The 26477-nt window shown below is 62.6% G+C and carries 16 protein-coding genes; 9 read left to right on the top strand and 7 right to left on the bottom strand.

Translation table 11 applies throughout. The annotated features are described in order from the left end of the window. Positions 1 to 175: 175 nt before the first annotated feature. Positions 176 to 5005 (bottom strand): ABC transporter permease, encoded by a 4830-nt coding sequence (locus PLL20_15450; GenBank protein ID HPD31388.1) that lies wholly within the window; start codon positions 5003 to 5005, stop codon positions 176 to 178. Between the two features lie 403 nt (positions 5006 to 5408). Here PLL20_15450 and PLL20_15455 point away from each other — a divergent pair, with 403 nt between their 5' ends. The 3 genes from PLL20_15455 (at position 5409) to PLL20_15465 (ending at position 10720) form a co-directional block, all read left to right on the top strand. Next, positions 5409 to 6356: a hypothetical protein gene (locus tag PLL20_15455; GenBank protein HPD31389.1), complete on the top strand. Its 948-nt coding sequence runs from the start codon at positions 5409 to 5411 to the stop codon at positions 6354 to 6356. A gap of 698 nt (positions 6357 to 7054) precedes the next feature. Next, complete coding sequence (locus tag PLL20_15460) at positions 7055 to 9805, top strand: glycoside hydrolase family 78 protein (GenBank protein ID HPD31390.1); 2751 nt, start codon at positions 7055 to 7057, stop codon at positions 9803 to 9805. 165 nt (positions 9806 to 9970) lie between these two features. Continuing rightward, positions 9971 to 10720, top strand: a complete 750-nt coding sequence (locus PLL20_15465; protein ID HPD31391.1) for a hypothetical protein — start codon at positions 9971 to 9973, stop codon at positions 10718 to 10720. Positions 10721 to 10749: 29 nt separating this feature from the next. On the opposite strand, the gene PLL20_15470 is transcribed toward PLL20_15465, so the two are convergent. The 6 genes from PLL20_15470 to PLL20_15495 form a co-directional block, all read right to left on the bottom strand. After that, the gene (locus tag PLL20_15470; GenBank protein ID HPD31392.1) at positions 10750 to 11262 is read right to left on the bottom strand and encodes a 3-hydroxyacyl-ACP dehydratase FabZ family protein; all 513 of its coding nucleotides are present in this window, start codon (positions 11260 to 11262) and stop codon (positions 10750 to 10752) included. Between the two features lie 251 nt (positions 11263 to 11513). Next, positions 11514 to 11693, bottom strand: coding sequence for a histone H1 (locus PLL20_15475; GenBank protein HPD31393.1), 180 nt, complete (start codon positions 11691 to 11693; stop codon positions 11514 to 11516). Positions 11694 to 11936: 243 nt separating this feature from the next. Next, positions 11937 to 12875: a bifunctional riboflavin kinase/FAD synthetase gene (locus PLL20_15480; GenBank protein HPD31394.1), complete on the bottom strand. Its 939-nt coding sequence runs from the start codon at positions 12873 to 12875 to the stop codon at positions 11937 to 11939. Between the two features lie 190 nt (positions 12876 to 13065). Then, a complete protein-coding gene (locus tag PLL20_15485; protein HPD31395.1) occupies positions 13066 to 14163 on the bottom strand; it encodes an MlaD family protein in 1098 nt (365 codons plus the stop codon). Then, complete coding sequence (locus PLL20_15490) at positions 14160 to 14948, bottom strand: ABC transporter ATP-binding protein (GenBank protein ID HPD31396.1); 789 nt, start codon at positions 14946 to 14948, stop codon at positions 14160 to 14162. The genes PLL20_15485 and PLL20_15490 overlap by 4 nt, the downstream gene beginning before the upstream one ends. A 29-nt stretch (positions 14949 to 14977) precedes the next feature. Next, the gene (locus PLL20_15495; GenBank protein ID HPD31397.1) at positions 14978 to 15838 is read right to left on the bottom strand and encodes an ABC transporter permease; all 861 of its coding nucleotides are present in this window, start codon (positions 15836 to 15838) and stop codon (positions 14978 to 14980) included. A 443-nt stretch (positions 15839 to 16281) separates the two neighbouring features. Between PLL20_15495 and PLL20_15500 the strand changes: the two genes are divergently transcribed. From PLL20_15500 to PLL20_15525, 6 genes are all read left to right on the top strand, one after another. After that, the gene (locus tag PLL20_15500) at positions 16282 to 17973 is read left to right on the top strand and encodes a hypothetical protein (GenBank protein ID HPD31398.1); all 1692 of its coding nucleotides are present in this window, start codon (positions 16282 to 16284) and stop codon (positions 17971 to 17973) included. Between the two features lie 9 nt (positions 17974 to 17982). Continuing rightward, the gene (locus PLL20_15505) at positions 17983 to 19131 is read left to right on the top strand and encodes a DUF362 domain-containing protein (GenBank protein HPD31399.1); all 1149 of its coding nucleotides are present in this window, start codon (positions 17983 to 17985) and stop codon (positions 19129 to 19131) included. Positions 19132 to 19206: 75 nt separating this feature from the next. After that, on the top strand, positions 19207 to 21048 hold the full coding sequence (locus PLL20_15510; GenBank protein ID HPD31400.1) for a 4Fe-4S binding protein: 1842 nt from the start codon (positions 19207 to 19209) through the stop codon (positions 21046 to 21048). Between the two features lie 460 nt (positions 21049 to 21508). Beyond that, positions 21509 to 23281, top strand: a complete 1773-nt coding sequence (locus PLL20_15515; protein ID HPD31401.1) for a hypothetical protein — start codon at positions 21509 to 21511, stop codon at positions 23279 to 23281. Between the two features lie 176 nt (positions 23282 to 23457). After that, positions 23458 to 24417, top strand: a complete 960-nt coding sequence (locus tag PLL20_15520) for a hypothetical protein (protein HPD31402.1) — start codon at positions 23458 to 23460, stop codon at positions 24415 to 24417. 250 nt (positions 24418 to 24667) lie between these two features. Then, positions 24668 to 26477 (top strand): beta-galactosidase (locus PLL20_15525; GenBank protein HPD31403.1); only part of this gene is annotated, 1810 nt, incomplete at its 3' end.

A 26477-nucleotide genomic window follows, 5' to 3' on the forward strand; every position in this document is an offset into this window, starting at 1 on the left:
CACCGCATCATCAAACCGGCGGATTTACAGCATGTTCAGACCGGCGCCGACACCGGCAAGGCGGCTCCCTTTTGTTTAATGAAGTCGGCCATCACCGAACCCCAAAAAGGGCAAAAGTCAAGATGATCGCTCTTGTCGTATCTGCGATAGCGGGCTAGTCGGCCCCCGGGCACAATCACGCGCCGATTGCGATCTCGCCGCGGTACCGCTCAGTCTCCGCCGGGCTCAGCGACCGCCACAGCAGGAACCGCTTGCGAAGCTCGGTGAGGAAACGGCGGTTGCCGCGGACCCACGAACTGTGCGGTCCGGCCTCGCGGCGCAGCGAGATGCGCACCTCGTGAATGCTCGGGTCGCTGCCCGGCCGTATTTCCAATTCAACCGTCTGCATGATGCCCAAGTCGAACGGGGCGAGCCAGATCTGGGCGACAAGCCCACGCCCGCCGGTGCCCGCGTCGGCAAACAACTCAATCGCCCCGCAGGTGAACCGCCCCAGCGATGACTCGGTATGCGACGCCAGCCACTCCCGCAGATACACCAGCAGCGGAGCCGCGTCGCGGCCGTGAAAGGTGAACGGCAGCAAGACCGCCATTTCGTCGCCATGCGGCACCGGCAGCTTCCAGGTACTTTCGCTGCCGGGGGCGGCGATCCGAGCGGCCTTGCAGGCCGGCCACAGAGAAGACAGCAGCACGACCGCCATCATCGCCACTTGCGTCCAGACCGCCGCCGCGCTGGAGAAATTCAGGTTGATGCCTGGAATCAGGTCGAACCGGGCGGCCACGGTGCCCAGTCCCTGGCCGAGAACAAAACCACCTACCACGCCGATCGTGCCGTACGCTGCGGCCTCGGCTACGAACAGGGCCCCGACATGCAGCGGAGCCAGCCCGACCGCCATCATCGTGCCGATCTCTCGCCGGCGTTCGTAAACCGAACTGAGCATAGTGTTGAAGATGATGGCCGCCCCGATCAGCAGCGGCACGATGACTGAGCTGAAGCCTTGGAGCGTGGTCAACTCGGCCATGGCGCACAAAACTACTTTCCCATCTGCGTTGGCATACACCGGCTGACGAAAGCTGACGGCCACATCATCGGCCAGAGCCATTGTGTCCCGCGGGTCGTGAGGCACGATCACGACCGACCGCAGGCTGCCACCAAGCTCGACCGCCCGGTCGGCCCGGATGATCGCGAATTGATCCGGCGAGATCCCGTGGTACGGTTCGGACCGCGCTGAGCCGGTCAGGTCGGCCGTTGAGTCAGCGCTGTCGATGAGATCCAGCTTTGACTGAAGCAGCGTCGGATCAGGGTCCCACTGGAGGTAGCGAGAGTAGTCCAGCGGCGCGTATGCCCGGCCGTTGAGACCGGTCAGCGAGAGCATCCCGCGATCGTCCATGATGCCGGCAACGGTGAAAGGCGAGCCGAGCATCTCGACGCGGTCACCTTGCTTCGCAGCAATCCTCTCGGCCACGCTGCTGCTGATCAGTATCGCGTCCCGTGATGCGGCAAACGTGGCCATGCCGTCGTCTCCCGCGAGGCGATCCATACCCAGCAAGCGGGCCTCCCGCGGATCGATGCACGAGACCGCCGGCAGCAGCGCGTGCCGCCCGCCCGGCCCGTCGAGCCTCAGCGTCCGAGTGGCCTGTGTTGTTAGGCTGTTGTAGGTAATCCACCAGTGACCGAGCACCTCTGCCCGCTCGCGATAAGCCGTGCCCAGATAGTCCAGCGTCCACACGGGCATGGGGTTGCAGCTCATTCGCTGAATCATGATCGCGCTGCGCTCCTCCTGGCCGCCGTCCAGACGCGTCAGCTCGTACCGCAGCGGATGAAGCCTCATGCCGCTGCCGGTGAAACTCATCATCAGAAAAGACAGCAGCACCAGCGTCACGAGGGTCAAAGCAGTGCGCATCTTCCGGCGGCGCATGTTCGCGATCCCCAGCAGCATCGCCCGGTTCAAGACCGCAAAACGCCGGAAATCGCCCGCCGACGCGCCACCCGCCCCGCTCTCAGCAAGAGAGTGCCCGCGACGCAGATGGCGAAGTTCCGTGTGAAACCGCCCCAGCACGATGGCAATGACCAGAACGGACAGGAAGAGAATCACGAAGGCCAGCAGAATCGTCACCGGCGTCAGGCTGATGCGAAAAGCCGGGTGAAACAGGGTGATCAGGATGACCATGACAGCAAGAATCCCCGTGAAGCCGCCGATCTGGCGGTAAATGCCTGCCGCGGCGACGAGCAGCCGCTCCAGGAAATACGAGAACGGCACTAGGCAGACAAGAATGAGCAGAACCGCGTGAATGGCATCGTCCGTCGCCGACCGGGTAAGTTGATAGACGCGTGCCTGCCCGGCCAGTGCACGAATCGTCTCCCGCGCCGCTGCCGCCCCATCGCCCGACGCTAAGGCCGCCTCGGCCGCGGCCAGTTTCTTGCGGCTTTCGGCATGCAGCTCGCGCAAATAAGGATCGATGACCCCCGTGCCCTCCAGCCGGGCCATACGTTCAGTATTGAGCAGGGCAAAGTCACGCGCCGACGTCAGCCCGATCGCCTCCGTCTGCCGCCATTCAAGCGGAAAACCACGACCCTCAGGCTCGTCCGGGTCGGCGTTGAGCACCAGCATGCGCCGCGTCGCATCCCCGCGAGCAAACACCAACTGCCAGCGATCAACATCGGTCGGCAGGAAGACCGAGAAGGCCCCTTCGTCGAATGCAAAGTTCCAGGCCCGCGGCTCACTGCCTCGCGGCACCTCGACCGGCAGAACCTTGTCCAGATCCTCGAGATATCGGGCATCGTGCAATCCGAACAAGCCGATCTGCGCACACTCGAACATCTCGCCGCGAAGGTTGATCCGATCCGCCATACGCGCATGCCCCGATGCCGGCGTTTCCCATGTACCGAGGCGGGTCATCGCCATGTTTACCCGGCCCAAGGCATCAAAACGGTAGACCTCCGACCGCAGCGGAGCCCATCGCACTTTTTCAGGAAAGATGTCGTCGAGGTCAAACCGCCCCTCCCCGTCCGTCATGACCACAATGGCATCCCGAACGCCGATACCCCGCGTACCAAATGATTTGGCCCCCAGATACGATTTGGCGTAAAGCACCGCGTCGGGTATCCCCAAATCGAGTCGGCCCTCGCCCGGCGCGGGCATCGCCGCGATCCCAGCCCAACGACAGAACCAACGGCTCAGCGGGCTTCGGGACAACGGCATCGGCCGACGCAACATCTCGTCAATCAGCGCTCCGCACATCGCAATCTGCGGGGCAAGTCGGTCCAGATCCGTTCGCTCCTGCGTGTCCATCGGCGTATCAACGCGCAGCCGCATGTCCTGCGTGGTTGCCATCATCATGCCGAGGCAGCCGGCGCTCACCGCAGCGTCGATCCCGTTGGCCACCGGTGCCGGCAGGTCGCTCTGCCAGTGACGGCGCCCTTCGGCGGCATCATCCAGATACGTCCGCCGAACCTCGGCCGGCAAATCGATTCGTTCGGCGGCATGACGCAACCACTCCCCATAGCCGACAAGGCGATTCTGAACGAGCTGCTCGCACAAATGGCTCTGGGCAAAGGGCGCAAACTGCCGCCCATGTGAGCTCAGCTCCAGGCTGATGAATAGAATCGGCCGCGACGCACTGCCGGCTCCCAGGCCGACGGTCCGCAAGATGTCCATGTCGACGCGCCGCCGCTCCAGACGCCCCTTTCGATCGGCGATCATCCGATCCAGCCGCCGCTGAACATCGGGCAGCAAATCGCCAAGCAGATTCGCGTCCATCTCGTCCGGTCTGTCTTGATGGAGCTGACGCTGAAGAGCCAGCATCCGAATGCGACGCTGATCGATCGACGCCAAGGCCGCCTCATCCTCGCCGCCCTTCCGCTGCCGCCTCGCCTGCGCCTGCAACTGAAGAATCTGGTACTTGACCTGCCAGATCACGTGCTCGTTGCGAAAACGCCGGTTCGACCAGCCCGCCACCGCCCCAAGCACGTCTGACCCCGCCAGCTTCTGCCGGTATTCGCGCAACCAGCCAAGCTCCTGCTCCTCCGCAGCCAGCGAGCCCCCCAACGCAGCCTGTGCGTCGGTGAGCGACTTCATCAGTTGACGCGAGGCGGCCAGTTCGAACGTGTCCCCACAGGTGAAAACAGCCAACACGCCGTAGGCCGGCGGGCGAGCAGCCAGCCCACGCACCAGTTGCAGCAGAACCGCAGGATTGATGGCCTGCTCGGCACCAAAAGCCAGATCGGGAACCGCACATGCCGCATCATATCGACTATGTAAGACGGCAACCGCCTGGCCATCGCCCCGCTCGGCGGCCGGAATGTACCCAATCAGGTTATCCACCGTCCGTCGTTGCCACCTCACCAGCGACCGAACGGTCAGCTTGAGGCTCCCGTCCCGACGCAAGCGATCGCTCAGAGCCGCGTCATTCACGTAGAACCGCGGAAACGGCACGGACGCATACATATACTTGCCGTTGGCTTGCGTCCATGAGGTGTCTTGCGGGCGAAGAAACAAAACAGCCAGGGCCCCATGCATGGCCGCGTATTGCCAGCGATCACCCGTATTAAACTCCATCACCGCAATACGACCGGAAAGACGATCCACCGGCAGCGCTTCCAACTCGCCTTCTCCGATGTACACCGCCTCGCTGGTGAAGCCCTCCGGCGGCGTGACACAGGGATTCGCCCCATTCGGCCAGAGCGGATCAATCGGCACCGGCGGCTCGTCATTGACTGCCAGATCGGCGTGGTCGGTCACGGGCACCACGAGTTCCACCGGCCGACGCCAGATGCGAGAGACGCCGGCTGCCTTCATCTCTGACTCGATGTACGCAGCAGTCTGCTCGCAGCCCGGCTGGCCGGCGAAACGCGAGCCGAACGAGCAGATCCGGCCATGGTCCTCCTCGAATCGCTCGCGAATGATGCTTACCGCCTCGGCACCGCTCGGCCGGCGGCCCTCTTCTGCCGCCGGCCAGAAGGCGCCGACGACAACGACAAGCCCCGCAACTGGCAACCGGCTGATCATGGAACATGCCATCCACAATTGATGATCGGGTAGTATATCACGACACACACCAACCAACGAAGCCGGCCCGCTCGGCCGGCCGTCGATGGACATTCACCGTTTGCCGGAGTATGATGCAACTGTTTTCGGTGCTCCACCGGTCGCATCGATTGCGGGCAACCTCGTCAGTCGTCGTAATCGAACCGATGGACCGGTCTTCACCAAGGAGCCGGAATATGAGCCACCCCTCGGCAATGGTCGCAATGTTCATGTTTGACCCTGTTCTGCGTGGGACTGAGCGTTGTGGAACCGTGGCCTCGGGGGATATCGACGCGCCCATCACAGTCCGTCAATTGAGAGACTGAGGCCCGGTACGAAAAGCCGCCTGCCCCGGGCGGCGATCACTTTTTGAGGAGACAACGTCATGAAAAAGAAAATCAGAAAAATCATCCTGGTCGTGGTCGTCGTCTTGGTGGTGCTGGTGGTCGCTGTGGTGCTCGGAATCGATCGCATCGCCAAGACCGGCACCGAAGTGGGCGCCACCTACGCCCTCGGCGTCCCCACCACGCTCGACAGCGCGGACATCGGCATCCTTCAGGGGCGAACCGAGTTACAGCAGCTACAAGTGAACAATCCCGAGGGTTTCGACAGCCCCCACTTCCTCAAGCTCAACCGCGGGGCCCTCACTGTGTCACTCGGGTCTCTGACCAGCGACCTCGTCGAGGTGCCCGAGTTCACGCTGGAAGGAATCGAGGTCAATCTGGAAAAGAAAGGCGCTCAGAGCAACTACCAGGTGATTCTCGATAACCTCAAGAAGTTTGAGTCCCAGGGGGAGAGCGAACCCGCAAAGAAGGAAACCAAGGAGGGCAAGCGGTTCGTTATCCGTGAGACCCTCATCAAGGATGTGAAAGTCCGCGTCAAGGCCGCGCCCCTGGGTGCCACCCTGATCGATGTCACCGTGCCCATCGACGAGATCCGCCTGCGCGATGTGGGCAGCGATTCGAACAAGGGCGTCCTCGTCTCCGAACTCACCGGCACCATCCTGAAGGCCATCATCCTCGCGACCGCCGAGAAAGGCGGCAATCTGATTCCCAAGGACGTGCTTGGCGATCTCGACGGCGCGCTCAAGAGCCTGGCTTCCCTCAAGGACGTCGGTGCCTCCCTCTCGGTCGGCGTGGGCGAAGCCGCCAAGGAGATCGGCGCAGGGGTCCAGCAGGCAACTCAGCAGCTCCAGGAAGGCACCAGGAAAGCGGCCGAGGAGGCGCAAAAGGCGTCTGAACAACTCCAGGAAGGCGCTAAGAAAGCCGCCGATGATGTGGCCGGCAAGATAGGCGACCTCCTCAAGAAACCCGAGGACAAGAAGCCCGAGTAACCGGCCATGGCTGGACGACCCCAGGACCGGCCTGCAGCATCTCCCACCCTGGGGCAAGGGGGGAAGCATTCTGGAAAGCTCTCGCAGCCCCCAGCGCAAGCGGCGAGTCCCCCAGGTCGGCAGAGGGCAGGCCAGGGCGCAAAGAGACCAAGGCGGAGCACCTTTTTGCGGGCCGCAACCCAAGCGTACCGCGATCCAGAAAGATGCGCGCAAGCCGCACACATATCCGGCCGTAAGGTTCTAACCTCGGCAAGCGTATCAGGGATTCTGGGGCCGGCGGTACGTGAGACATGCCGACGAGGGCCTCGGCGCCGCTGAGGAATCTGCTGAGGGAATCGCTCGACGCAACTCATCATGGTGTCTTGACCGTCGCTGCGGCAAGAATGCGCTACCCTGATTTCATGTTGTTCGGACGTCTGAATGAGCCGCTCTGACGCAATCGCCATGTGGTCAGGGCCGCGCCTGGGCAACTTGGGGGAATCGGCCAAGGACCATTCGCTCTCGCATGAGGTTCCGAACGAGCCGCCTGAACGGTCCGGGTTCCGCGATATGTGGCCCGATGGCCGGGGACTTGAATCTCTCGCCCAATCGGCTCAAATACCTGCCTTACACGCTTCCGAGCAGTAAGGAGGTCAGACGTGTCGAGGCGTATTGTGGCGATCAGTGTTTTGTTGGCTTTGACAGCGAGTGCATGCAACATGAGTAGCGTGAAGACGATTGATCTGCGAACCGAATACCTCAGCGATCCGATGGCCATCGACGACCCGCAGCCGCGTTTGAGCTGGGTGCTGGATGCCGACGCACGTGGCGTCCGGCAGACCGCTTATCATGTGCTGGTCGCCTCAAGCGAGGCGTTGCTCGCCGAGGACAAGGGGGATCTCTGGGACAGCGGCAGAGTAGAGTCGGACCAGATGGCCCAGATTGCCTATGCCGGCAAGCCGCTGGCCGCCGAGCAGGACGTTTTCTGGAAGGTCCGAGTGTGGACTCAGGACAACCAACCAACCGCGTGGAGCCGCATCGCCCGCTGGCGAATGGGCCTGCTGACACCGGCGGACTGGAAGGCCAAGTGGATCAGCCTGCCCGGTCCGGCACCGGTCGCCAAGGGCCTGCCCGCCCGTCCGTCGCCGATGTTCCGCAAGGAATTCCGGATCGGCAAGCCGGTCCGGCGCGCCGTGGTAACGGCGACCTCGTTGGGTATGTACGAGCTTCGCATCAACGGCCGGCGGGTAGGGGACAGCCTGCTCACGCCCGAATGGACCGACTACCGCAAACGCGTCGAGTACCAGACCTACGACGTAACCGATCTTGTGAAGACGGGAGCCAACGCGGTCGGGGCCACGCTCGGCGACGGCTGGTACGCCGGTCGACTCGGCATATCGCATATCGTCAAGGAAGGACCGCTTCGGGGTCACTACGGCACGAAGCTGGCTTTGCTGATGCAGATGCGCGTTTACTATGCCGACGGTTCCTCGGATTTGATCATCACCGACGGCACGTGGAAGGTCACTGATGACGGCCCGATCTGCAAGGCGTGCATCCTCGACGGCGAGGTCTACGACTCGCGCAAGGAACTCAAGGGGTGGGACGCGCCCGGTTACGACGATTCGGCGTGGAAGCCGGCGGAATTGACGGGTGAGGTCAAAGCCAGGCTCGTTGCCCAGCCGAACGAACCGATCAGAGTGACCGAAGAGCTCCGACCGGTTGCCATGACCGAACCTCAGCCGGGCGTTTACGTCGTCGATTTCGGACAGATTCTGTCAGGCTGGTGCCGCATCACGGTCGGCGCCCCGGCCGGAACGACCGTGACACTGCGTCACGCCGAAGTCCTTGACTCCCACGGCATGATCTACCGCGATAACCTGCGGATGAAGCCTCTGGGTGGCGAGTTGGGCGCCCGCCAGGAGGACCAGTTCATTCTCGACGGCAGCGGGTCGCAGACCTTCGAGCCGCATTTCACCTACCACGGCTTCCGCTACGTCGAGGTGACGGGCCTGCCCGCACGGCCGGCGAAGGACTTCATCCTGGCCAGGGCGTTCCACTCCGCACCGCCGACCACCGGCACCTTTGAGTGCTCCAGCCCATTGCTGAACAAGCTGATGAAGAACATCGTCTGGACGCATCGCGACAACATGCACAGCGTTCCGACCGACTGCCCGCAGCGCGACGAGCGGATGGGTTGGATGGGCGACATGCTCGTTTTTGCCCAGCCCGCCTGCTTCAACATGGACATGGCCGCGTTCTTCACCAAGTGGGTCGTCGACATCCGCGACGATCAGGCCGACGACGGCCGTTTCCCCGATTTCGCCCCGCATCCGTATGACCCCAACGCGCGATTTTCCGGCGTGCCCGCCTGGGGCGACGCCGGCGTGATCGTGCCGTGGAGAATGTACGTCAACTACGGTGACACACGGGTGCTGGCAGAGCAGTTCGACGCCTGTCATCGCTGGGTGGACTGGATCCTCAGCAAGAACCCCGATCTGCTTTGGACGCACGATCGCAACAATGACTACGGCGACTGGCTGAACGGCGACACGCTTCAGCTCGAGGGTTTTCCCAAGGGCGAGGCCGAAATTCCCAAGGAAGTCTTCGCGACGGCCTTCTTCCAGCACAGCACCGAACTGACCGCGAAAATGGCCCGCGTGCTTGGCCGCCAAGCGGAGGCCGAAAAATACGGCAAGCTGGCTGCCGACATACGCCAGGCGTTCATCAAGGCCTATGTGAGCGACGACGGCCGGGTCAAGGGCAATACCCAGTCGGCCTACGCGATCGCGCTCGATTTCGATCTTGTCCCCGAGGACAAACGTGAAGCCGCCGCCCGACACATGGTCGAGCGCATCGCCGCGTACAAGAACCACATCTCGACAGGCTTCCATACCACGGTCATGCTGATGAACCAGCTCAGCGCTGCCGGCCGAAGCGACGTGGCCTATATGCTGATCAACAACCGGACGATCCCTTCGTGGGGTTACACCATCGATCAGGGAGCTACGACCATCTGGGAACGCTGGGACGGATACGTGAAAGGCCGCGGGTTCCAGGATCCGTCGATGAACTCTTTCTGCCATTACGCGATCGGGTCGGTCGGCGAATGGATGTACCGCTCGATTCTAGGCATTAATCCGGATGAGCAGTGCCCGGGTTATCGCCACTTCATCCTCAAACCGCAGATTGGCGGCGGCCTGACATGGGCAAAGGGCGGCTACGATTCGATCAGCGGCCGCATCGTCAGCCAATGGAAGGTCAATGGCGACGCGTTCTCATGGGAGATCGTCGTTCCCGCCAATACGACAGCCACGGTGTACGTGCCGACTGCCGACCCATCGACGGTGACCGAATCCGGCAAGCCGGCTTTGCTGGCCGACGGCGTCAGCCCGGACGGTAAGGCGGCCGGAGCGGCGGTGTACAAGGTTGTCTCCGGGACTTACCGCTTCGCCTCGAAACTGAAATGAGGCCTGCCCATTCGCAATCCCAAGTGGTGATCAGGATGTGTTCAAGGGTTCCAGGCCAAACCGCCGATGCATCCCAGAGGGTGCGCCCGTATAATGGCCCTGTTATTCCAGGGTCCGCGGCCCGCGCAGACGCATTCCTGACTGCGGTTTGAGTGGAGTTCTTCCATGAGAAATTTGATGCTTTCCCGCTTGCGGTTTCGGTGGTTGATCTACGGCGCCCTTGCCGCGCTACTGGCCGGTTCGCTGGCCTGTGAGGGCAATCTTCAGCTTCTTGCGATGCTCTTCAATACTTCCAGCCTCGGAGGCACCACCCCGGGGCGTCGAGCCAATCTGCTGGTGAAGTTCGTCAACCAGACGGCTTATCGGCCGGTTTTCACTTTCGGCACCTATGATCCTCTGAACGACAGACCCGCCAACGACCCCTACTTTCCCCCGAAGTTCAGGCAGTTCGTGATCGACACGAGCGGTGGCGGAACCCGCCTTGAGCCTTACAGTGAGAGCGGTGTGATCACCTTTAGCGGAAGCGGCTTGGGCGACCCCGGCGGATGCGGCAGGGCCATCAGTCTGGGGACCGAAGACTTCATACGGCGCATCGAAGATGACGAAACCCTGCTGGCTAATGCCCGTCCCGAAGCGCTGCGGCCGTTGTGCGTGAACGACGAGCCCAAGGCCGGTATCGCGTTTTTCCGTGAGGCCAGCGCGGGGCCAAGTGAAGACCCTTGTGAGACCAAGGGTGAGATCGCCGCCACCGCCGAGCCCATGAGGATCTTGCAGGGCGATCCCTTGAGGAATATTACCAATGACGTCCGTTACCCCTGTGACGGCGAGAGCATTGTGGTGATCACGTTTGTCGAAGAATCCGCCGGCGTGATCCGCATCGACGTCAGTGTCGAACCACCCGCTGAGGACGAGTAGCAGCAAGACGATTGCCCGCATGGCCGCGTTCAGGAGGCCTGTGAGTCGTTCGGCGAGGGCGCTGAGGGTGCCAGCGGCATGCCGATGATCCTCGCTTCAAAGACCATTTTACCGTCTACGAATCCTTGAGCATCGCAGATCGTCCGGCGCGGGCGCACCTCAACGATCTTCTCGACGATGTACATCGTCGCCGGGGGGGTGACCGCCATTCTGAACTTGACATCCTCGAGACCCCCGAACGCCAGGAACTTCGTGGAAGGTTGGACTTCCTGCGAAAGATAAGAGGCCATCTGAGCGGCCGTCTCAAGCATCAGGATCCCGGGCATAATGGGTTGTCCGGGAATGTGACCTCGCACCCAGAACTCGTCGCTCCTGACACGGCGCAGTCCCACCGCCAGACCGGCTTCGCGGTCGATTCGCAGAATGGCGTCGAGCTGCATGAATTCGAAGCGATGCGGAAGGCGCTCGTAGATTGCCTTCCGGTCGGCAACGACCTCGTTCGGGTTGATGCTGCTCAAATCGGTAAAGGGCGTGGCGGCCATACCCAACCTCACAAGACGCACAAACAAAAAGGAGACCTACCCGCCCCTTGCCGCTGCTGAGCGGAGCGTCCTGCCGTGACCAGGACGTTGCCTTCCAGAATGCCCGTCGGACAGCTCTCGGGTCTGATCGCAGGATGTCCACAAGGGCCTGGGTTTAGACCTCGCGTCTCGCGGGAGGCGGACAAGGACCGTTTATCCCGCGTCGCAGGCGGGGCACTGAAGCAGTATTCCGAGCCGCAATCACGGGGCTGCTAGTCGCCCGCGGACCGTGCCTCCAGGACCTTCTTCCGGAGTTCCTGGGCGGCCGACTTGACATCCTGCATGATCTTTCGGACGCGGGTTCCGGCGGCCTTGTTGCCCCCTTGGGCCTTGGCTACGTCATCAGCGGCTGACTCAACCAGGCGTTTCAGCTTCTCGTAATCTTCAAGCACAGCTTTTCTCCGGTAACAACCTGTCCGCCCGTCCCGGTCTACCCCGTTCAATATCATCGGCCAGAGGGGGACGGCGATCCGAACCTCCGACCGCAGAGTCGGGAGTCTAGCAGACAGGCATCCTCATGCAAGGTCAGAATGGGGCCTGAATCCAAAAAAAATGGCTTCCGGGCCAGAAAAACGAGGTTCACCGTGGGCTGGATGGCCCGCGGGATGTCAGCATTATCCTGTGGCGATAATCCGTCACGCATTCTGCCGACAGATCTGCCGAGTCTGTTCGACATCCTTGGCGATTTGTTGGCAAAGGTCATCCACCGTTTCGTACCGGGCCTGAGACCGGAGCCAAGCGAGGAACTCGATCCGCAGGCTCTGGCCGTATGTGTTCTCCGCGAAATCCAGGAGATGGGCTTCGACGACCAGTCGGTGTTCGTCAAAGGTCGGGGTCCGCCCGATGCTGATAGCTGCTTGGTGGCGGCGGCCGGCCAGTTCGGCGAAGCCCGCATAGACGCCCTCCGCCGGTACCAGTTGACCGCCTGGATCGATGTTGGCCGTCGGAAATCCCATGCCCGCTCCTCGGCCAACGCCGTGAATGACCGTCCCCAGTAGGGCATAGGGCCGTCCGAGACAAATCGCAGCCTGATCGACTGGGCCGGCGGTCAGCAGTTGTCGAACAAGCGAACTCGAAATGACGGCGTCCGGATGGCCGCCCAGGGCTATCCGGACGGGCTCGACGATCTGGACCTCAAACCCGTGCCGCGAGGCGGCGGCTTGAAGTGTCTCGACGTCTCCCTGACGGTGACGACCAAAGCCGAAAGACCGACCTTCCACGACGGCCGAGGGTCGAAAACGCCGGACGATCACGTCTTCGATGAAGTCGGCAGCGCTCAGTTGGAGAAACGCAGCGCTGCTGTCGGCTACGACGATCACGTCCGCGCCGGCCCGCTCGAGCTGGCGCAGTTTTTCCGGCAGGGGAGTCAGAACGGCGGGCATTCTTTCGGGCGTCAGAACGGCCAGCGGATGCGGATCGAAAGTCATGGCCACCAGTTCAGTCCCGGCGGCCCGCGCTTTCTGGCGACCGGCTTGAAGGATGGCCTGATGTCCGCGATGCACGCCGTCGAAGTTGCCGATGCACAAGACGACGCCGCTCATCGGCTCGAAATCAAGACCGCGTATCACCCGCATCGACACTCAGTCTCCAATCAGCCTCTCAGAGCGGATTGCGGTGATTGCCGCCCTCATCAGCTTGGCGGTTACCGATTTGCCGGCAGCTCGGGCGGTGCCGGCAGCGGCTTGCACGCCTGCGTCCCGGTCGCCGAAGCCCTGCGGAATCACAACCGGGACGGTAACAACGCCTTCATCGGTCGCCCAATCGTCAGCCGCCCAGCAGGCCGCTCTTCTGCCATTGCTTGACCAGCACCTTGAGTTCCTGTGCCGCCTCGCCAAGGCGTCGCACGGTCAACATCAACTCTTCATACAACTTCGGATCGCGCAGCAGCATGGGGACCGCTCCATCGCCCTCGTTGAGAGTCTGCCCCGTGGCCACCAGTTGATCCAATAGCCGCGAAAGCTGCTCGATGTTGGTGACCAGTTTCTTTCCGAGGGTGTCGATGTGCTCGCGCGTGAGCGTTACGGTCGAGTTGACGTTCGTCAGCACGTCGCTGGCCTGCGTCGCCGCGACTTGCAGCCTGTCGGAAAAGTCCTTGAACCCGGTCATCGCGAGCTTGGCGTCCTCGCTGGCCTGGCGGAGGTTGGCCAAAACGGCCCTTGCATTAGCCTGGCTTTCAGGGTCGCCAAAGACGTCATCCAGATGCTTCAGCAACTTGTGCAGTCTCTCGACCGTCGTGAAGAGATTCGCCGTGATCTCCGCCGGCTTGTTAGGACTCTCGATCAGGCTGATGGGCCGGTATTCCAGCAACTCGGTGACGGCGTTGGCGGCCGGCGTCAGGGCCTCGGCCAGCGTTCCGATCTGGGCCGTCGTCTTTTCGAGCGTGCTGATGAACTGCGGGCTCAGGATCTTCTCAAGCGGATTGACCTGCTCGCCCAGGATCTCGCCGCTTCCGTCTTTGGGTAGCGACGCCAACCTTTGCGGCGGAATGACGATCGGAATCCGGCCGGTGGGCGGGAGGATGTTGATGACCGGCTGGCCCATCAGAGGAGATTCGACAAACGCCTTCCATCCGACCGGAATCTCGTACTTGCCTCGAACGTCGATTTTGGCAACGACGCCCTCCGTCGGGTTCTCCGGATTCTTCAGCTCGACGTTCAGGACGCTGCCGATCTGGACGCCCGCCAGAAACACCTGTGTCCCCTCCCGGACGCCGGATACGGTGTCGAACCGGGCCGTGATCGTATAACCTCGCGTCAGAAACTGGAACCGCGACTCGCCGAACATGACCAACACGATGCCGAAGGCGATCAGCCCTCCGAGCACAAACAATCCCACAAGAGCGTTGCGTCGTTGATCGGTCATTTCGAAGCCTCCCCGGAAGGCACGGGCTCAATGACGAGGTCCGCATCGCCGGTGACGAACTGACGAACCCGTTGGTCCGTCGAGTTCCGGAAGTCATCGGCCGTGCCGTCGGCGATGAACCGGCCTTGTGATAACATCAGGATTCGGTCGGCAACCTTGAAAGCGCTGGTCATGTCATGGGTCACCACCACGCTCGTGACGCCGAGTTCCTGTTGCAGTTTGATGATGAGGTCGTTGATCGTGTCGGCCCGGATCGGATCCAGCCCCGTCGTCGGTTCGTCGTAGAGGATGATCTCGGGGTCCAGGGCGATCGCGCGAGCCAGCGCAACGCGTTTTCGCTGGCCGCCGGACAACTCGGCCGGCCGCTTCGGCTGGATGCCGTCCAGCCCGACCAGAGCCAGCTTTTTCGCCACAACGGCGTTGATTTCTCTTTCCGACAGGTGGGTGTGCTCCCGCAGCGGGAAGGCCACGTTTTCGCCCGCACTCATCGAGTCGAACAGGGCGCCCATCTGGAACAGAAAGCCAAAACGCTTTCTGACCGGGCCAAGCTGCCATTCCTTGAGTTTGTCGATCCGCTGTCCCCCGACGTAGACCTCACCTTCATCAGGGTGAATGAGCCCGAGCATGTGTTTCAGCAGCACGCTCTTGCCCGTGCCCGACTCTCCGATGACGACCGTGGTTTTGCCGCGTTCCAGGGCCAGGTCCACGCCGTTGAGAACGGTCAACCGCCCGAATCGCTTGTGGACGTTGCGGAACTCGACGATCGGCTCATCTCGGGTCTTCATGGTGTTTCCCCTCAAGGGGCCGGCCTCCGTCAGAATACCGACTTGAACCCCCACAGCGACTCGTACAGACCCTTGAGACCGAAGGCCAGGAAGAAATCGAGGATGAGAATCACGACGAACCCGAGCACAAACGATTCGGTGCAGGCCTTGCCGACGCCCTCGGCGCCGGGCTTGCAGTTGAAACCCTTGTAGCAGGAGATCAGGCCGATGCAAGCCCCGAAGAACACGCTCTTGAGCAAGCCCGAGGCGACATCCCATTTCTCCAGAGCGGCGGCGGTGTAGTCCCAGTAGACGCTGTTGGGAATGTCAAAGAGTGGGACGCAGATGAACCATCCGCCGCCCACGCCCATCAGGTCGCAGTAGAGGGTCAGCACCGGCGTGAGCAGGACGCACGCCGCGAACCGCGGAGACACCAGGACGCGGATGGGGTCGGTGCCCATTGATCGAAGGGCATCCAGTTGCTCCGTGACGTTCATCGTGCCCAGTTCCGCGGCCAGAGCACCGCCCACACGACCGGCGAGCATCACGCCCGCCAACACCGGACCCAACTCCCGAACGACCGAGAGGCTGACAATCACTCCCATCCGCTCGGCCAAGCCAACGGACATGAACTGCTCGATGGCCTGCACGGCCAGCACCATGCCCACGAACACGCCGGTGATCAGGATCACAGGGACGCTGAGTGTCCCAATCGCGTAACACTGCGGCAGGAATCTCTGGATGTCGCGGCGCCGCAGCAATGTCAGCGGCGAATAGCGTATCGTCTGGCCGGCAAACAGCCAGAAATCACCAAAATCCGCCAAGCCGCAAATGACCGCTCGTCCAAGCGAGGCCAGCCAAGCGGTTTCAGGCGGGCATCCAGGTGTGGCGGAACTGTCCTGAGCGGACATCGTCGTGACCTCCGGCACAGCGTCTACCAAGTATCCTCCATATCTCTATCGGGGGGTCCCAAGGATGTCAAATCCTTGCGACAACCTCAGTTATGACAACGGTCGCGATGCAATGCCGTTCTTGACAGATTCCCTCCACCGGGAACAATAGCCATCTGAGAATGTGTACGAGAATCGATGGAGCCGGTCGGTAGGGCGATGTCGAGGTCGCCGCGGCGGCCATGACCCGTCATATTCCGCGCCAGGACCGGCAGGTCGCCGCCCTGCTTTCTCCGCGGGATTTCGCGGGGCGTTGACCAGGGCCCGCCGTTTTCATGCACATTCTGAGACTCGTACCAAGGCGAGCGGTCGGCAACGGGTTGGCGAGTCATCGAGGCGCTTTGGGGTGCCCAATGCCAAGCCCGTTGATCGCACCGCACCTGTAAGCAACGAGTACACCGGGCATGGCCACGCCAAGGACCAGAGGACGCGTTCCAAGCTTCAAGGAGAGAGGCATCGGCCTGTTGATCCTCGCGCTCCTGGTCCTGGTGGTGTTCACCTTCCTGTTGTCGAGTGGCCTGTTCGCCGGTGTTGTCCAAAGCGTGTCCGCCCTGCAGAGGCTTAAAGGACTCATCGGGCTCAGCGAAGATCGTCTCTTTGACATTCCGGCGGGCACCTTGGCATCCGCCGCGCCCCCCGCTGAAATTGAGATTGCACGCAGACTGCTGTCGGCTCCCTCGCAGGGGAAAGAAGGAAACGGTCGTTACGCGGCATACGCCGTCAGTGCGGGCGAAACGGTCGAGGCGGTCCGAGAAATGGAAGGACCGGCGGGGGGCTCCAAGGTCATTGTGCGGGCGCAGGAGCAGCCGGACGCGCTGGGCAAGGAAGCGGCGGGGCTGGGAACCGGTTGGATTTACGAACACCGCCCGTTGGCCAAGGACGCCGGGTTCCTTCTTCGGGTCGTCGATATCGGCCACCCCTCGAACGCAGAGAAGCTGGCTGCTGCCAGGAAGCCCGCTGACGCAAAGCCTTTAGGCCTTGGCAGGGGAGGCTGGATGGACGAAAAGAATGGGGCCTGCGGCTTCTGGTCCGGTCGCTATTACACCGAGGTTTCACTTGCCGAGGCCGCAGAGGTCGGGCCAATCCCGATGGGCGAGCTGCGGCAGATAGCGACCGAGCTGGCCGCCAACCAACTGGTCTATGGTGCGGAAGTTGAGCCGGCAGCACCGACGCCGAAAGAGACCTCCGCGACACCGACGCCTGCCGTTGCCCGCGTGGCGGATTTCGCACCGCTGCCCGGCGGGCAGGCGCTGCCTCCCTCAAAGATCGACCGGTTCACGGACAACCTCTACGAGAAGATCGACGGCAAGGAGGGCATGTTCCGGGCCTTCCATTTTGTCGAGCTTCGTTTCGGACAGTACACCAGCGCTCGGTCACAGGAGCCGTTCGACGTCTACATCTATGATATGGGCGAACCTGTAAATGCCTTCGGCGTCTACATGGGAGAAAGAAGTCCGACGGCCAGGGCATGGTCGCTGGGTCGCGACGCCTACGTTTCCGGCACGAGTGCCTATTTCTGCAAGGACAAGTACTATGTCAACGTGTTGGGCCCGCCCGAGGGCGGCGATGACAAGCTCGAGGTGTCCAAGGCGATTGCCGCGGCCATTGCGGCGACCATTCCGGACGCCGACGAGCCGTTCTGGGTCGAGCAATACCTGCCGGCCGAGGGCCGCACGCCGAACAGTCTGAAATACGAGGCCACCAGCGGCTTGGGCTACGATTTCATCCACCAGATGTTCCGCGCCGAATATCGGGTCGAGGGCGGGAATTTTCAAATCTTCGTGATGAAAACCACCGATGCGGCCGCCGCCCGCGAGGTTTTCGACAAATACGTCGAGGCAACCGCCAAGTACGACAAGGTGCTCTCCAGGGAAGCTGATGCACAAGGACAGAAGATGATCGGCGAGTCGCTGGGCGTATACAGCGTCGCCTTCACGAAGGGTGTTTTCTTCGGCGGCGTCACGGAATGCGAGGATCAGGCTCTGGCGGTCAGGCAGGCCGAGGCCTTTCGGGCAAGGCTGCCGGCTGACCCGGAAGGTGCGATCGCGCCTTCATCGAGACCGATCAGCTCTCCGGCCGATGACGGCCAAGGTTGAGATGTCGTGGTGAGTGAGACAGGTCGACACGAGAACCCCACAGAGACGAACGCATCGCGAACATGGACGCGTCGCGACCTGATCGTTCGGGGTGGCCGGACGATTGCGGTTGCCGGTTTGGCGACGGGGGCGGCTGTCTATCTTCATGACCCCAAGGGTGATGCAGGCCTCCAACCTCGCGCGCCCATCAGGCTCAAGGATTACTTTGCCAAGATAAAACCCGACTATCCGGCCTCGGCTCCGCGATTGTCGGCAGCCTATGGCGAGCCGGAACGAATCGCCGATCTGACGCATATTCGTGCCTTGGTCGAGGCTGCCGTTGCCGGCTTGGATCGCGACTTGGGCATATCGAGGTTCATCAGCCGGGGTGACGTAGTTCTACTCAAGCCCAATGTCGGCTTTGATCGCGACCCGCGTCTGGGCGCTACCACCAACCCCCTGGTCGTTCAGGCCGTAATCCAGCTTTGCAGACGAGCCAGGGCGGGCAGGATTATCGTGGCCGACAACCCGATCGAGAGCCCCGGCGCCTGCTTTGCCAAGAGCGGAATCGCCGCCGCGGCCAAGGCCGAAGGGGCGACAGTGATGATCTACTCGTCTGCTCATGAAAGGGCGGTCGAGATCCGGCCCGGCCGGCCCGAACCGGCCCGCAATGAGGCGCTCGGTACCTGGCCGATCTTTTGGACGCCGCTCAAGGAGGCCGACAAGGTCATCGGCCTGCCGGTGATCAAGGACCACAACCTCAGCTCCGCCTCGATGACCATGAAGAACTGGTACGGACTGCTCAGCGGGCGTCGCAATCAGTTCCACCAGGCGATTCACGACATCATCAGCGACCTCGGTTATATGATGAAGCCCACCCTCGTCATCGCCGACGGAACGCGGGTCATGATCCGCAACGGCCCCACGGGCGGGCGCCTCGACGACGTCCAGGTCGGCGGCATCACCGGCCGGCCGACGATTGTCGCCGCCGTCGACCAGGTGGCCTGTGATGCGTGGTGCTATCAGAACCTGCTCGGGCGCGACCCGCGGGATGCCAAGGCCCCGTTGCAGTACATCGAACTGGCTTATGCGAAGTTCGGTCAGGATCCCGGTCGCATCGTCGCAAGACACTGGCAGGATTACGAACGACAGGGCCTGATCGCGGAGACGAAGCTGTGAATTGGATATTTGGCCGTATCCGTAGGATCGGCTACGTGCTGATCGCTGATCGCTGAGCGCCGAAAGCTGACAGCTATGAAGATTACCACCGTTCGCATCATCTCGCAGATCGTCTTCATGGTGTTGTTCCTGACGTTCGTGTTCGTCACGACGTTCACCTGTCTGGATGATGCCCCGGCCCTGAAGTTCTGGGTGAGCAAGTACCTCGAGATCGACCCGCTGATCGCCATCGCCACCGGCCTGGCCACCCACGCGCTTTATCAGGGATTGATCTGGTCGCTGGCGATCCTGATTCCGACGCTCCTGCTCGGCCGGTTCTTCTGCAACTGGATCTGCCCGTTCGGCATCCTTCACCAATTCGTCGGTTGGATCTTCAACCGCCGGAGCACCCCCGACCGAATCGCCTCCAACCGCTATCGCCCGATGTCTCAGACGAAGTATTACGTCCTCGCGGCGATGCTGGCCGCGGCGGCATTCGGGAGCCTCCAGATCGGCCTGCTTGATCCCATCTGCCTGTTGCACCGGTCGTTGACGGTTTCCGTCCTGCCGGCCCTGAACATGCCCCCCGTGTTCGTCGAGATATTCGGCAACCCGAAGATGCATCAACTGGGCTGGGTCGTCGGCGGGATCGTGCTGTTTCTCGTGGGGATGAACCTGGTCGTCCCGCGGTTCTTCTGTCGGACGTTGTGCCCGTTGGGAGCCCTGCTGGGCCTGGTGAGCCGCTTCTCCCTCTGGCGGATTGATCGCGATCCGAACAAGTGCACGGAATGCGGTCTCTGCGACCGGAATTGTGAAGGGGCGTGTGATCCGGGCGGCAAGCTGCGCAAGAGCGAATGCTTCGTGTGCTTCAACTGCATCGACTCCTGTCCGCATGGAGCCTTGCGTTTTGCTTTCTTGCCCGCCCGCCTCGGCGAGGTGGCTTGGCCGGATGCCTCCCGGCGCCGGGCGATCCTGGCTGCTGTTGGCGGGGTCATCTTCTATCCATTCACCAGGCTGGCCGGAAAAACCACGCGAGATTTCTCCTCCAAGGCGATCCGTCCACCTGGCAGCGTCGAGGAACAGGAGTTTCTCGCGCGCTGCCTCAAGTGCGGCCAGTGCATCCGAGTCTGTCCGACCAACGTGCTCCAGCCCGCAATGCTGGAGACGGGCCTGGAAGGAATGTGGACGCCCGTGATGAACTTCCGGATGGGCTTCTGCCAACTGAACTGCACCGCCTGTGGTCACGTCTGTCCGACCGGAGCGATCCAGCGACTCACGGTGGAACGGAAACAAGGTCTCGGCGAATTTGCCTCGGCCGGACCGATCCGGCTCGGCACGGCTCATTACGATCTGGGCCGGTGCCTGCCGTGGTCCAAGAACATCCCTTGCGTGGTGTGCGAGGAAGTGTGTCCCACTTCACCCAAGGCGATCCATACCGAGCAACGACTCATGCTTGTCCGGGATGGAAAGAAGATGGTCGTCTCGGCCACGCCGGTGACCGTGACCATCTCGGAATACCCGCCGGAAGGCCAGAGCGTCGGGCCTCGGTGCGTTTTGACGCCCAACGCTTACCGGGGTGATCCGACGGCACGCTACTACGTGCAGGTATTCCATCGGGACGGCACGAGCGAAACTCACCGCATTATTGCCAACGACGTCGATACCCTGATGATCGGCGAGCTGGACCCGGCCGGGGGGCAGTTGGTCGCCGGCTCGCGGTTGGCCCGGATTCCTGAGCGGGGCGATGTCGCCGCCATCCATATCGAGTTGAAGGTCCCGAAGATCGATGCCGAGCTCTGCGTCGGCTGCGGCTTGTGCGAGCACCATTGCCCGGTCGTGGGCGATCGCCGGCCGGTCTACGTGACCGCCGAGGGCGAGACGCGCTCGGAAAGCCAGGCCGACGATGCACGCAACCGCTCCTTCCGATTGGTCAAGTAGCGCGTCGTGCCGCGATTACCCGGCAAGCGGTTCATGGCTTGGCACGATGCTCGACGGCTGTTTTCGGGCCCAGAGCCAGCGAGCACGCCGGCTGCCCGGACCGCCCCGGGCCCCCTCCGCCCGACCAGGTGCTTCGTCAGGCCTTAAAGCAACTCTTTAGCCGACGGCCAGACAGGATGCCGCACACCGAAAACCGGCCACCGCGCGGATTTACTTTGAATTCCCGACCAGGAAAAGCGTTGATCCGACACCAATCCTGCCGATTGGATAGAAAGTCGCTGCTTTGAGAGGGGCCCCGACTTGCTGAATGGGGCGAAAACGCCGATTCTACCGGACCGTGGCATTTGGCGTGCGCGTAGGATGTGAAGGGCCCCGTCCATCGCCGGTCTGGAACCGGGTCTCAGGGGACCGTGCAACGCGGCAGCCCGGGAATCGGCGGATTTTGTTAGAGCGGGAGTCAATGCGTACATTAGCACACGTCACACATGAGGCGGTCGAGAAAGTCGGGGGTATCGGAGCAGTGCTGCAGGGGCTGCTGACCTGCAACGCCTACCGCGGCCGCGACCAGCGAACCATCCTGATTGGCCCGACCTTCGTCACCGAAGGCAGCGCCGACGGCCGGCTGGGGGCTTCCGGCGAAGTCTTGTACAGCAGTGTTGACGGCGTCACCCAACATCCCGTCGGCCGGCTCCTCGACCAGGTTCGACGCGACTTCCACGTCGAAATCATTTACGGATATCGCCGCTTCCATGACCCTCATACCGGCGTTCGCGTGGCCGCCGAAGTCGTGCTGATCGACGTCTCACGCATGAACCCGCACCTGGTGAACAGCTTCAAGGGGCGCCTGTGGGAGACCTACGGCATCGACTCTTCCCGCTACGAATCGAGCTGGGACTACGACATGTACGTCAGGCTGGCCGAGCCCGCCTTGGCCGCGCTCAAGGCGCTGGGGGCGGCCGACAGCGACGACGAGTGCGTGATTCTCGCTCATGAATTCATGGGGCTGCCCACCGCTCTTGCCGCCAGGCTCGATCCCAGCGGCGTTTTCCGAACGGTTTTCTACGCCCACGAAGTGGCCGCCATACGCAAGCTCGTGGAGGAACACCCCGGCCACGACGTTACCTTCTACAACGTATTGTCCGGGGCGATGAACCGCGGAAGGTATCTCGACCAGGTGTTCGGCTCCCAGGATCACTATCATCGTCACGCATTGGTCAAACGCAGCCGTTTCTGCGACCGGATCTTCTCCGTCGGCGACTACGTCACCAAGGAGCTCTTCTTCATCGGCCCGGAGTTCGCCGACGCCGCCATCGACACGGTCTACAACGGCATCCCTGCCGAGCGGATCAGCGTGGCCGAGAAACGCGTCGCACAGGAACGAATGCGGGATTACGCCGAGACCCTGCTCGGCGATCGGCCGGATTACATCTTTACGCATGTTGCCCGCATGGCCGTCAGCAAGGGCTTGTGGCGAGACCTCGCCGTCCTGGAGCACCTGGAGAGGGAATTCAGGCGGATCGGCAAGACGGCCGTCCTGTTCGTCTTGTCCACTGAGGTGCCGCCGCGCCGTCCCGAGGATGTCCGTGAGATGGAACGTTGGTGGCACTGGCCCCTGGCCCACCGCGAGGTCGGCTCCGATCTCTCGCATGGCGAGGCCGTCTATTACCAGGGCGTGCAGGTGTTCAATGCCCGCAGCCGGATGATCAAGGCGATCTACGTCAATCAATTCGGCTGGGAACAGGCGGTGTGCGGCAGCCGCATGCCCCAGGACATGACCTTCATGGACATCCGCCGGGCCTCTGATGTCGAGTTCGGCATGAGCATCTACGAACCCTTCGGCATCGCCCAGTTCGAGCCTCTGACCTTCGGGGCGATCTGCGTGCCGTCACGGGTTTGCGGGTGCGTCGGCTTCCTCGACAAGATCACCGGCGGGGCGACCGTCCCCAACGTTTTCGTGGCCGACTACTGCGATCTCGGACCGGGCCGCTGGGACGAGAAGAAGTTGCTGGCTCTCGATCGCGACCAGCGCACCCAGCACGAATACAAGGTCGCTGAGCGGATCGCCCGCTATATCATCGACACCCTGCCCCAAACCGACGCCCAGGCCGAAGAGTTCCTTCGCAGCGGTTATGACCTCGCCGGCCGTATGAGCTGGGACGTTGTCGCCGGCCGGTACATCCTTCCCGCCATCGATGCCATCTGCGCGAAAAAGGCCGGCTCACAGGTCGCATGACCGGAGCGCAGCAGGGTCCGCGCTCGCGGACGTCCATCCTCGAGGTCGCCCGCCTTGAAGCCCGACCGCCTCGCGCGGTATTTTGAATGGCCGGCCGGCGATTCACACCGGCTCATCGTTCGGAGGTGCGAACATTTTCGCTCTTGGCGACACCCTTACTCCCCGGGAAACTGGCCATGATGTTCGATAGTCGAAAAACGCAAGTTCGATGGCTGACGGCGGTCGTTATCGCAGGGCTTGTTGCGGCACCAGGATGCCGGCCGGGACAACCGAACGGCTCGGATTCCGGAACGGACGAACTGACCGACGAAGAGGTGATCACCGATTTACGCGAATTCCATCCTCTCATCACCGACCTTCCGCCGATCCCCCTGCCGCCCGAACTGGCCCAGCGCGACGATGACACCGCAAAAGAGGCGCTCGATCTCCTCGATCAGATCAACTCGTTCCGCAACGCCGATCCGCTGGGCACCACACCCTGGGACGCGACGCCGAACGGCAAGTCCGCTCGAAGGCTCAAGGGCGACGGATGGCAGAAGCAATGCGATCTTTTAGCCTGCTATTACACTAAAAAGCAGGGCAACCTGACGGTCAGGTGGACGTACCTGTTCGGGCTCCCGGGAGTCTGGGAGTCGGTCCTCACCTGGGACGGATGCGACGGCGAGCATGAATACGACGATTTCACGCTTGAGCACTGGCACATGACTCAGGATCTGACGCTGGTCATCCAGACGCATTATCAATACCCCGATCCGCCTCCGTGCGGCGACGGCCAAGCGGCCATCGGCCCCGGCCCGCAGTTTCGTCGGATCTACGAATTGATCGAGGGCGGAACGTTGTATACGCCCGGCCAGGTGATCTACCTCGACACGCGCCGCTATACGATCGAGCAATGGCACTACCATTCGGTCATCGGCGAATACCTGGTCTTCAGCATGCTCACGTGCACCAGCTATCCCGACGGCCGGCTGATTTTTGAGCATTACACCCAGAGAGTGAGCGAGCCGCGGCTGTTGTACCTGAGTTACAAGGGCATCTGGAGCAGCGATCACCGATATTGTTGGACCACCTACCGCGAGGATGAGACGGTCTTGTCGTGCGGCGGGGACATGGGCTGCCCCGAATGCGAACACTGAAAGCCGGCGCTGCCCTATGCGACGCTGAGATGCACTGGCTTTGCTTCCCTTCGAGCGTATGGAACCGCCGGATCCCCGATCCTGCTTGTAGCCTGACTCGACCGCATGGCCGTACAATGCCCTTCCGCCGTCCCGCAGTCGCCATGACGGCGTCATGTTCGCAGTGACAAACGAAGGCCGCAATCCAAGCAGGGGGCCCGTTATGCTCGCGATGTCGGTTGGGAGTTGCCGTCCAAGAAGTCATTTCGGTTTGCGCGTCGGCGCACTGGCTCTCGGCTTCGCACTGCTCGCCGGTTGTCAGGTCCCCGGGTCTTACAAGCCGCCGCCCGAGTATCCGACCTTCCCGCCGTTGCGCCATGCCATCAAGGCCGTCTTCGGCGAGAACGGCAACGACCACGGCGGCGACCTCCAAGGCCGGGGAATGCAGTTCGTGAAGGCTTTTCACGACCTTGGCATCGACCTGACGCGCATCGAGTTCAAGTGGGCGATCGCCGAGCCCCGACGCGGCACCTATGACTGGTCGGAACACGACCGCCTCATCGACTTCCTCCACCGGCACGGCATCGAACCCATGCTGATGCTCTACTGCGCCCCGACGTGGGCCATGCGCGGCACGCCGGAAGACGAGCAGCTCTTCATCGAGCGAGGCGAGCAGAATCTTCACTCCGTCGTCTGGCCCCGGCGCGAGTATCTGCCGGATTTCGAGCGATTCTGCGAGACCGCCGCCCGGCGCTACCGCGGCAAAGCCCGCCTGTTCGAGTTCTGGAACGAGCCCGACGGCATGGCCGGTCCGACCGTCTATCACGACCGCTCCGGCAAGGCGGTTGACGTCCGCTACGGCGGCGACGCCAAGGAATACACCCTGTGGCTGCGTCACATGTACGAGGCCGTCAAGCGCGGCAACCCCGACGCCGTGGTGGCGGCCGGGTCGCTGTCCGTCCACGACACGCGGTTCATCGAGGCGATGTACGCGGCCGGTTGCAGGGACCGCTGCGACGCAATCAGCCTGCATCCCTACGCCGGCGACGGCGTCAACGTCGAATGGATCCGCCAGTGCCGCGCCGTCATGACCCGGCACGGCGACTGGGCCAAACCCGTCTGGCTGAGCGAGTTCGGCTGGAACCTCGGCGGCGAGTACGACCAGAAGAACGGCCGCTGGCCCGACTCCGCAATTCGCCAGGCTCAGATCATCACCGCGACTGCCCCCGTGATCCAATCTCTTCCCTACATTACCCACGCCTTCTGGTTCACGCTCAACGACTGGAGCACCGGCCAAACCGGCATCGACCCGGTCGGCACGCACCGCTTCGGGATCATGGATCTGTCCGGCCGGCGACGGCCCGGTTTCGCGGCCCTCCGCGACGCCGTACTCAAGACGCCTCTCCTGCCGCGCCACGCCGAGATGCCTTTGCCCCAGGTCGTTCCGCCCGCCGGGCCGATCGATCTGGCGAGCGAGTCTCACCTCAAACTGACACTGACATGCCGTGACCCAAGTCCGCTTTTCTGCCCCGACCAGTCGGAAGCACGGCCACGCGCCTTGGCTTTTGAGGTGCCCGGCTTGACCCGAGGCCCGCACAGCATCCCTCTGGCCTACGGCGGCAGCGGTCGCGGACGGCCGGACGGAAAGGTGGCGTGGACCCCATTCGACGCAAAGGCCGATGTCATCGTGCCCATCAGCCCGGCAGCCAACCGCCCCCTCTTGCCCAACACCTACGAAGCCGTCGCTTCGTTCGGATACGGGCCCCAGACGCGTTTCCCCGTCACGTTGCCCGCTCCGGCCCGCCGCGCCGACGCGCCGCCCAGGGTCGATGCCGACCTCGCCGATTGGCCCTCGCAATGGCCCATCGCCGACGGCCCCATGAAGGCCGCGTTCGCCTGGAGCCCGACCCATCTGTTCTTCGCATGCACCGTCCGTGACGCCCGGCACGAGCAGCCTCACCAGGGCAGGGACATCTGGAAAGGCGATTGCGTGCAGATCGCTTTTGACCCGCTGCGAGACGCGGTTCGCGGCAGCCAGTACGATATCAATGACAGCGAGTATGCTCTGGCTCTGACCCAGG

It is taken from the genome of Phycisphaerae bacterium (assembly GCA_035384605.1).
Classification (GTDB): Bacteria; Planctomycetota; Phycisphaerae; order UBA1845; family PWPN01; genus JAUCQB01.

Excerpts from the sequence above, each read along its gene's own strand:
- PLL20_15485 (HPD31395.1), bottom strand. The coding sequence starts at position 14,163 with ATGACCGATCAACGACGCAACGCTCTTGTGGGATTGTTTGTGCTCGGA.
- PLL20_15450 (HPD31388.1), bottom strand. The coding sequence starts at position 5,005 with ATGATCAGCCGGTTGCCAGTTGCGGGGCTTGTCGTTGTCGTCGGCGCC.
- PLL20_15455 (HPD31389.1), top strand. The coding sequence starts at position 5,409 with ATGAAAAAGAAAATCAGAAAAATCATCCTGGTCGTGGTCGTCGTCTTG.
- PLL20_15480 (HPD31394.1), bottom strand. The coding sequence starts at position 12,875 with ATGCGGGTGATACGCGGTCTTGATTTCGAGCCGATGAGCGGCGTCGTC.
- PLL20_15520 (HPD31402.1), top strand. The coding sequence starts at position 23,458 with ATGATGTTCGATAGTCGAAAAACGCAAGTTCGATGGCTGACGGCGGTC.
- PLL20_15495 (HPD31397.1), bottom strand. The coding sequence starts at position 15,838 with ATGTCCGCTCAGGACAGTTCCGCCACACCTGGATGCCCGCCTGAAACC.
- PLL20_15510 (HPD31400.1), top strand. The coding sequence starts at position 19,207 with ATGAAGATTACCACCGTTCGCATCATCTCGCAGATCGTCTTCATGGTG.
- PLL20_15470 (HPD31392.1), bottom strand. The coding sequence starts at position 11,262 with ATGGCCGCCACGCCCTTTACCGATTTGAGCAGCATCAACCCGAACGAG.
- PLL20_15465 (HPD31391.1), top strand. The coding sequence starts at position 9,971 with ATGAGAAATTTGATGCTTTCCCGCTTGCGGTTTCGGTGGTTGATCTAC.
- PLL20_15460 (HPD31390.1), top strand. The coding sequence starts at position 7,055 with ATGAGTAGCGTGAAGACGATTGATCTGCGAACCGAATACCTCAGCGAT.
- PLL20_15490 (HPD31396.1), bottom strand. The coding sequence starts at position 14,948 with ATGAAGACCCGAGATGAGCCGATCGTCGAGTTCCGCAACGTCCACAAG.
- PLL20_15500 (HPD31398.1), top strand. The coding sequence starts at position 16,282 with ATGGCCACGCCAAGGACCAGAGGACGCGTTCCAAGCTTCAAGGAGAGA.
- PLL20_15515 (HPD31401.1), top strand. The coding sequence starts at position 21,509 with ATGCGTACATTAGCACACGTCACACATGAGGCGGTCGAGAAAGTCGGG.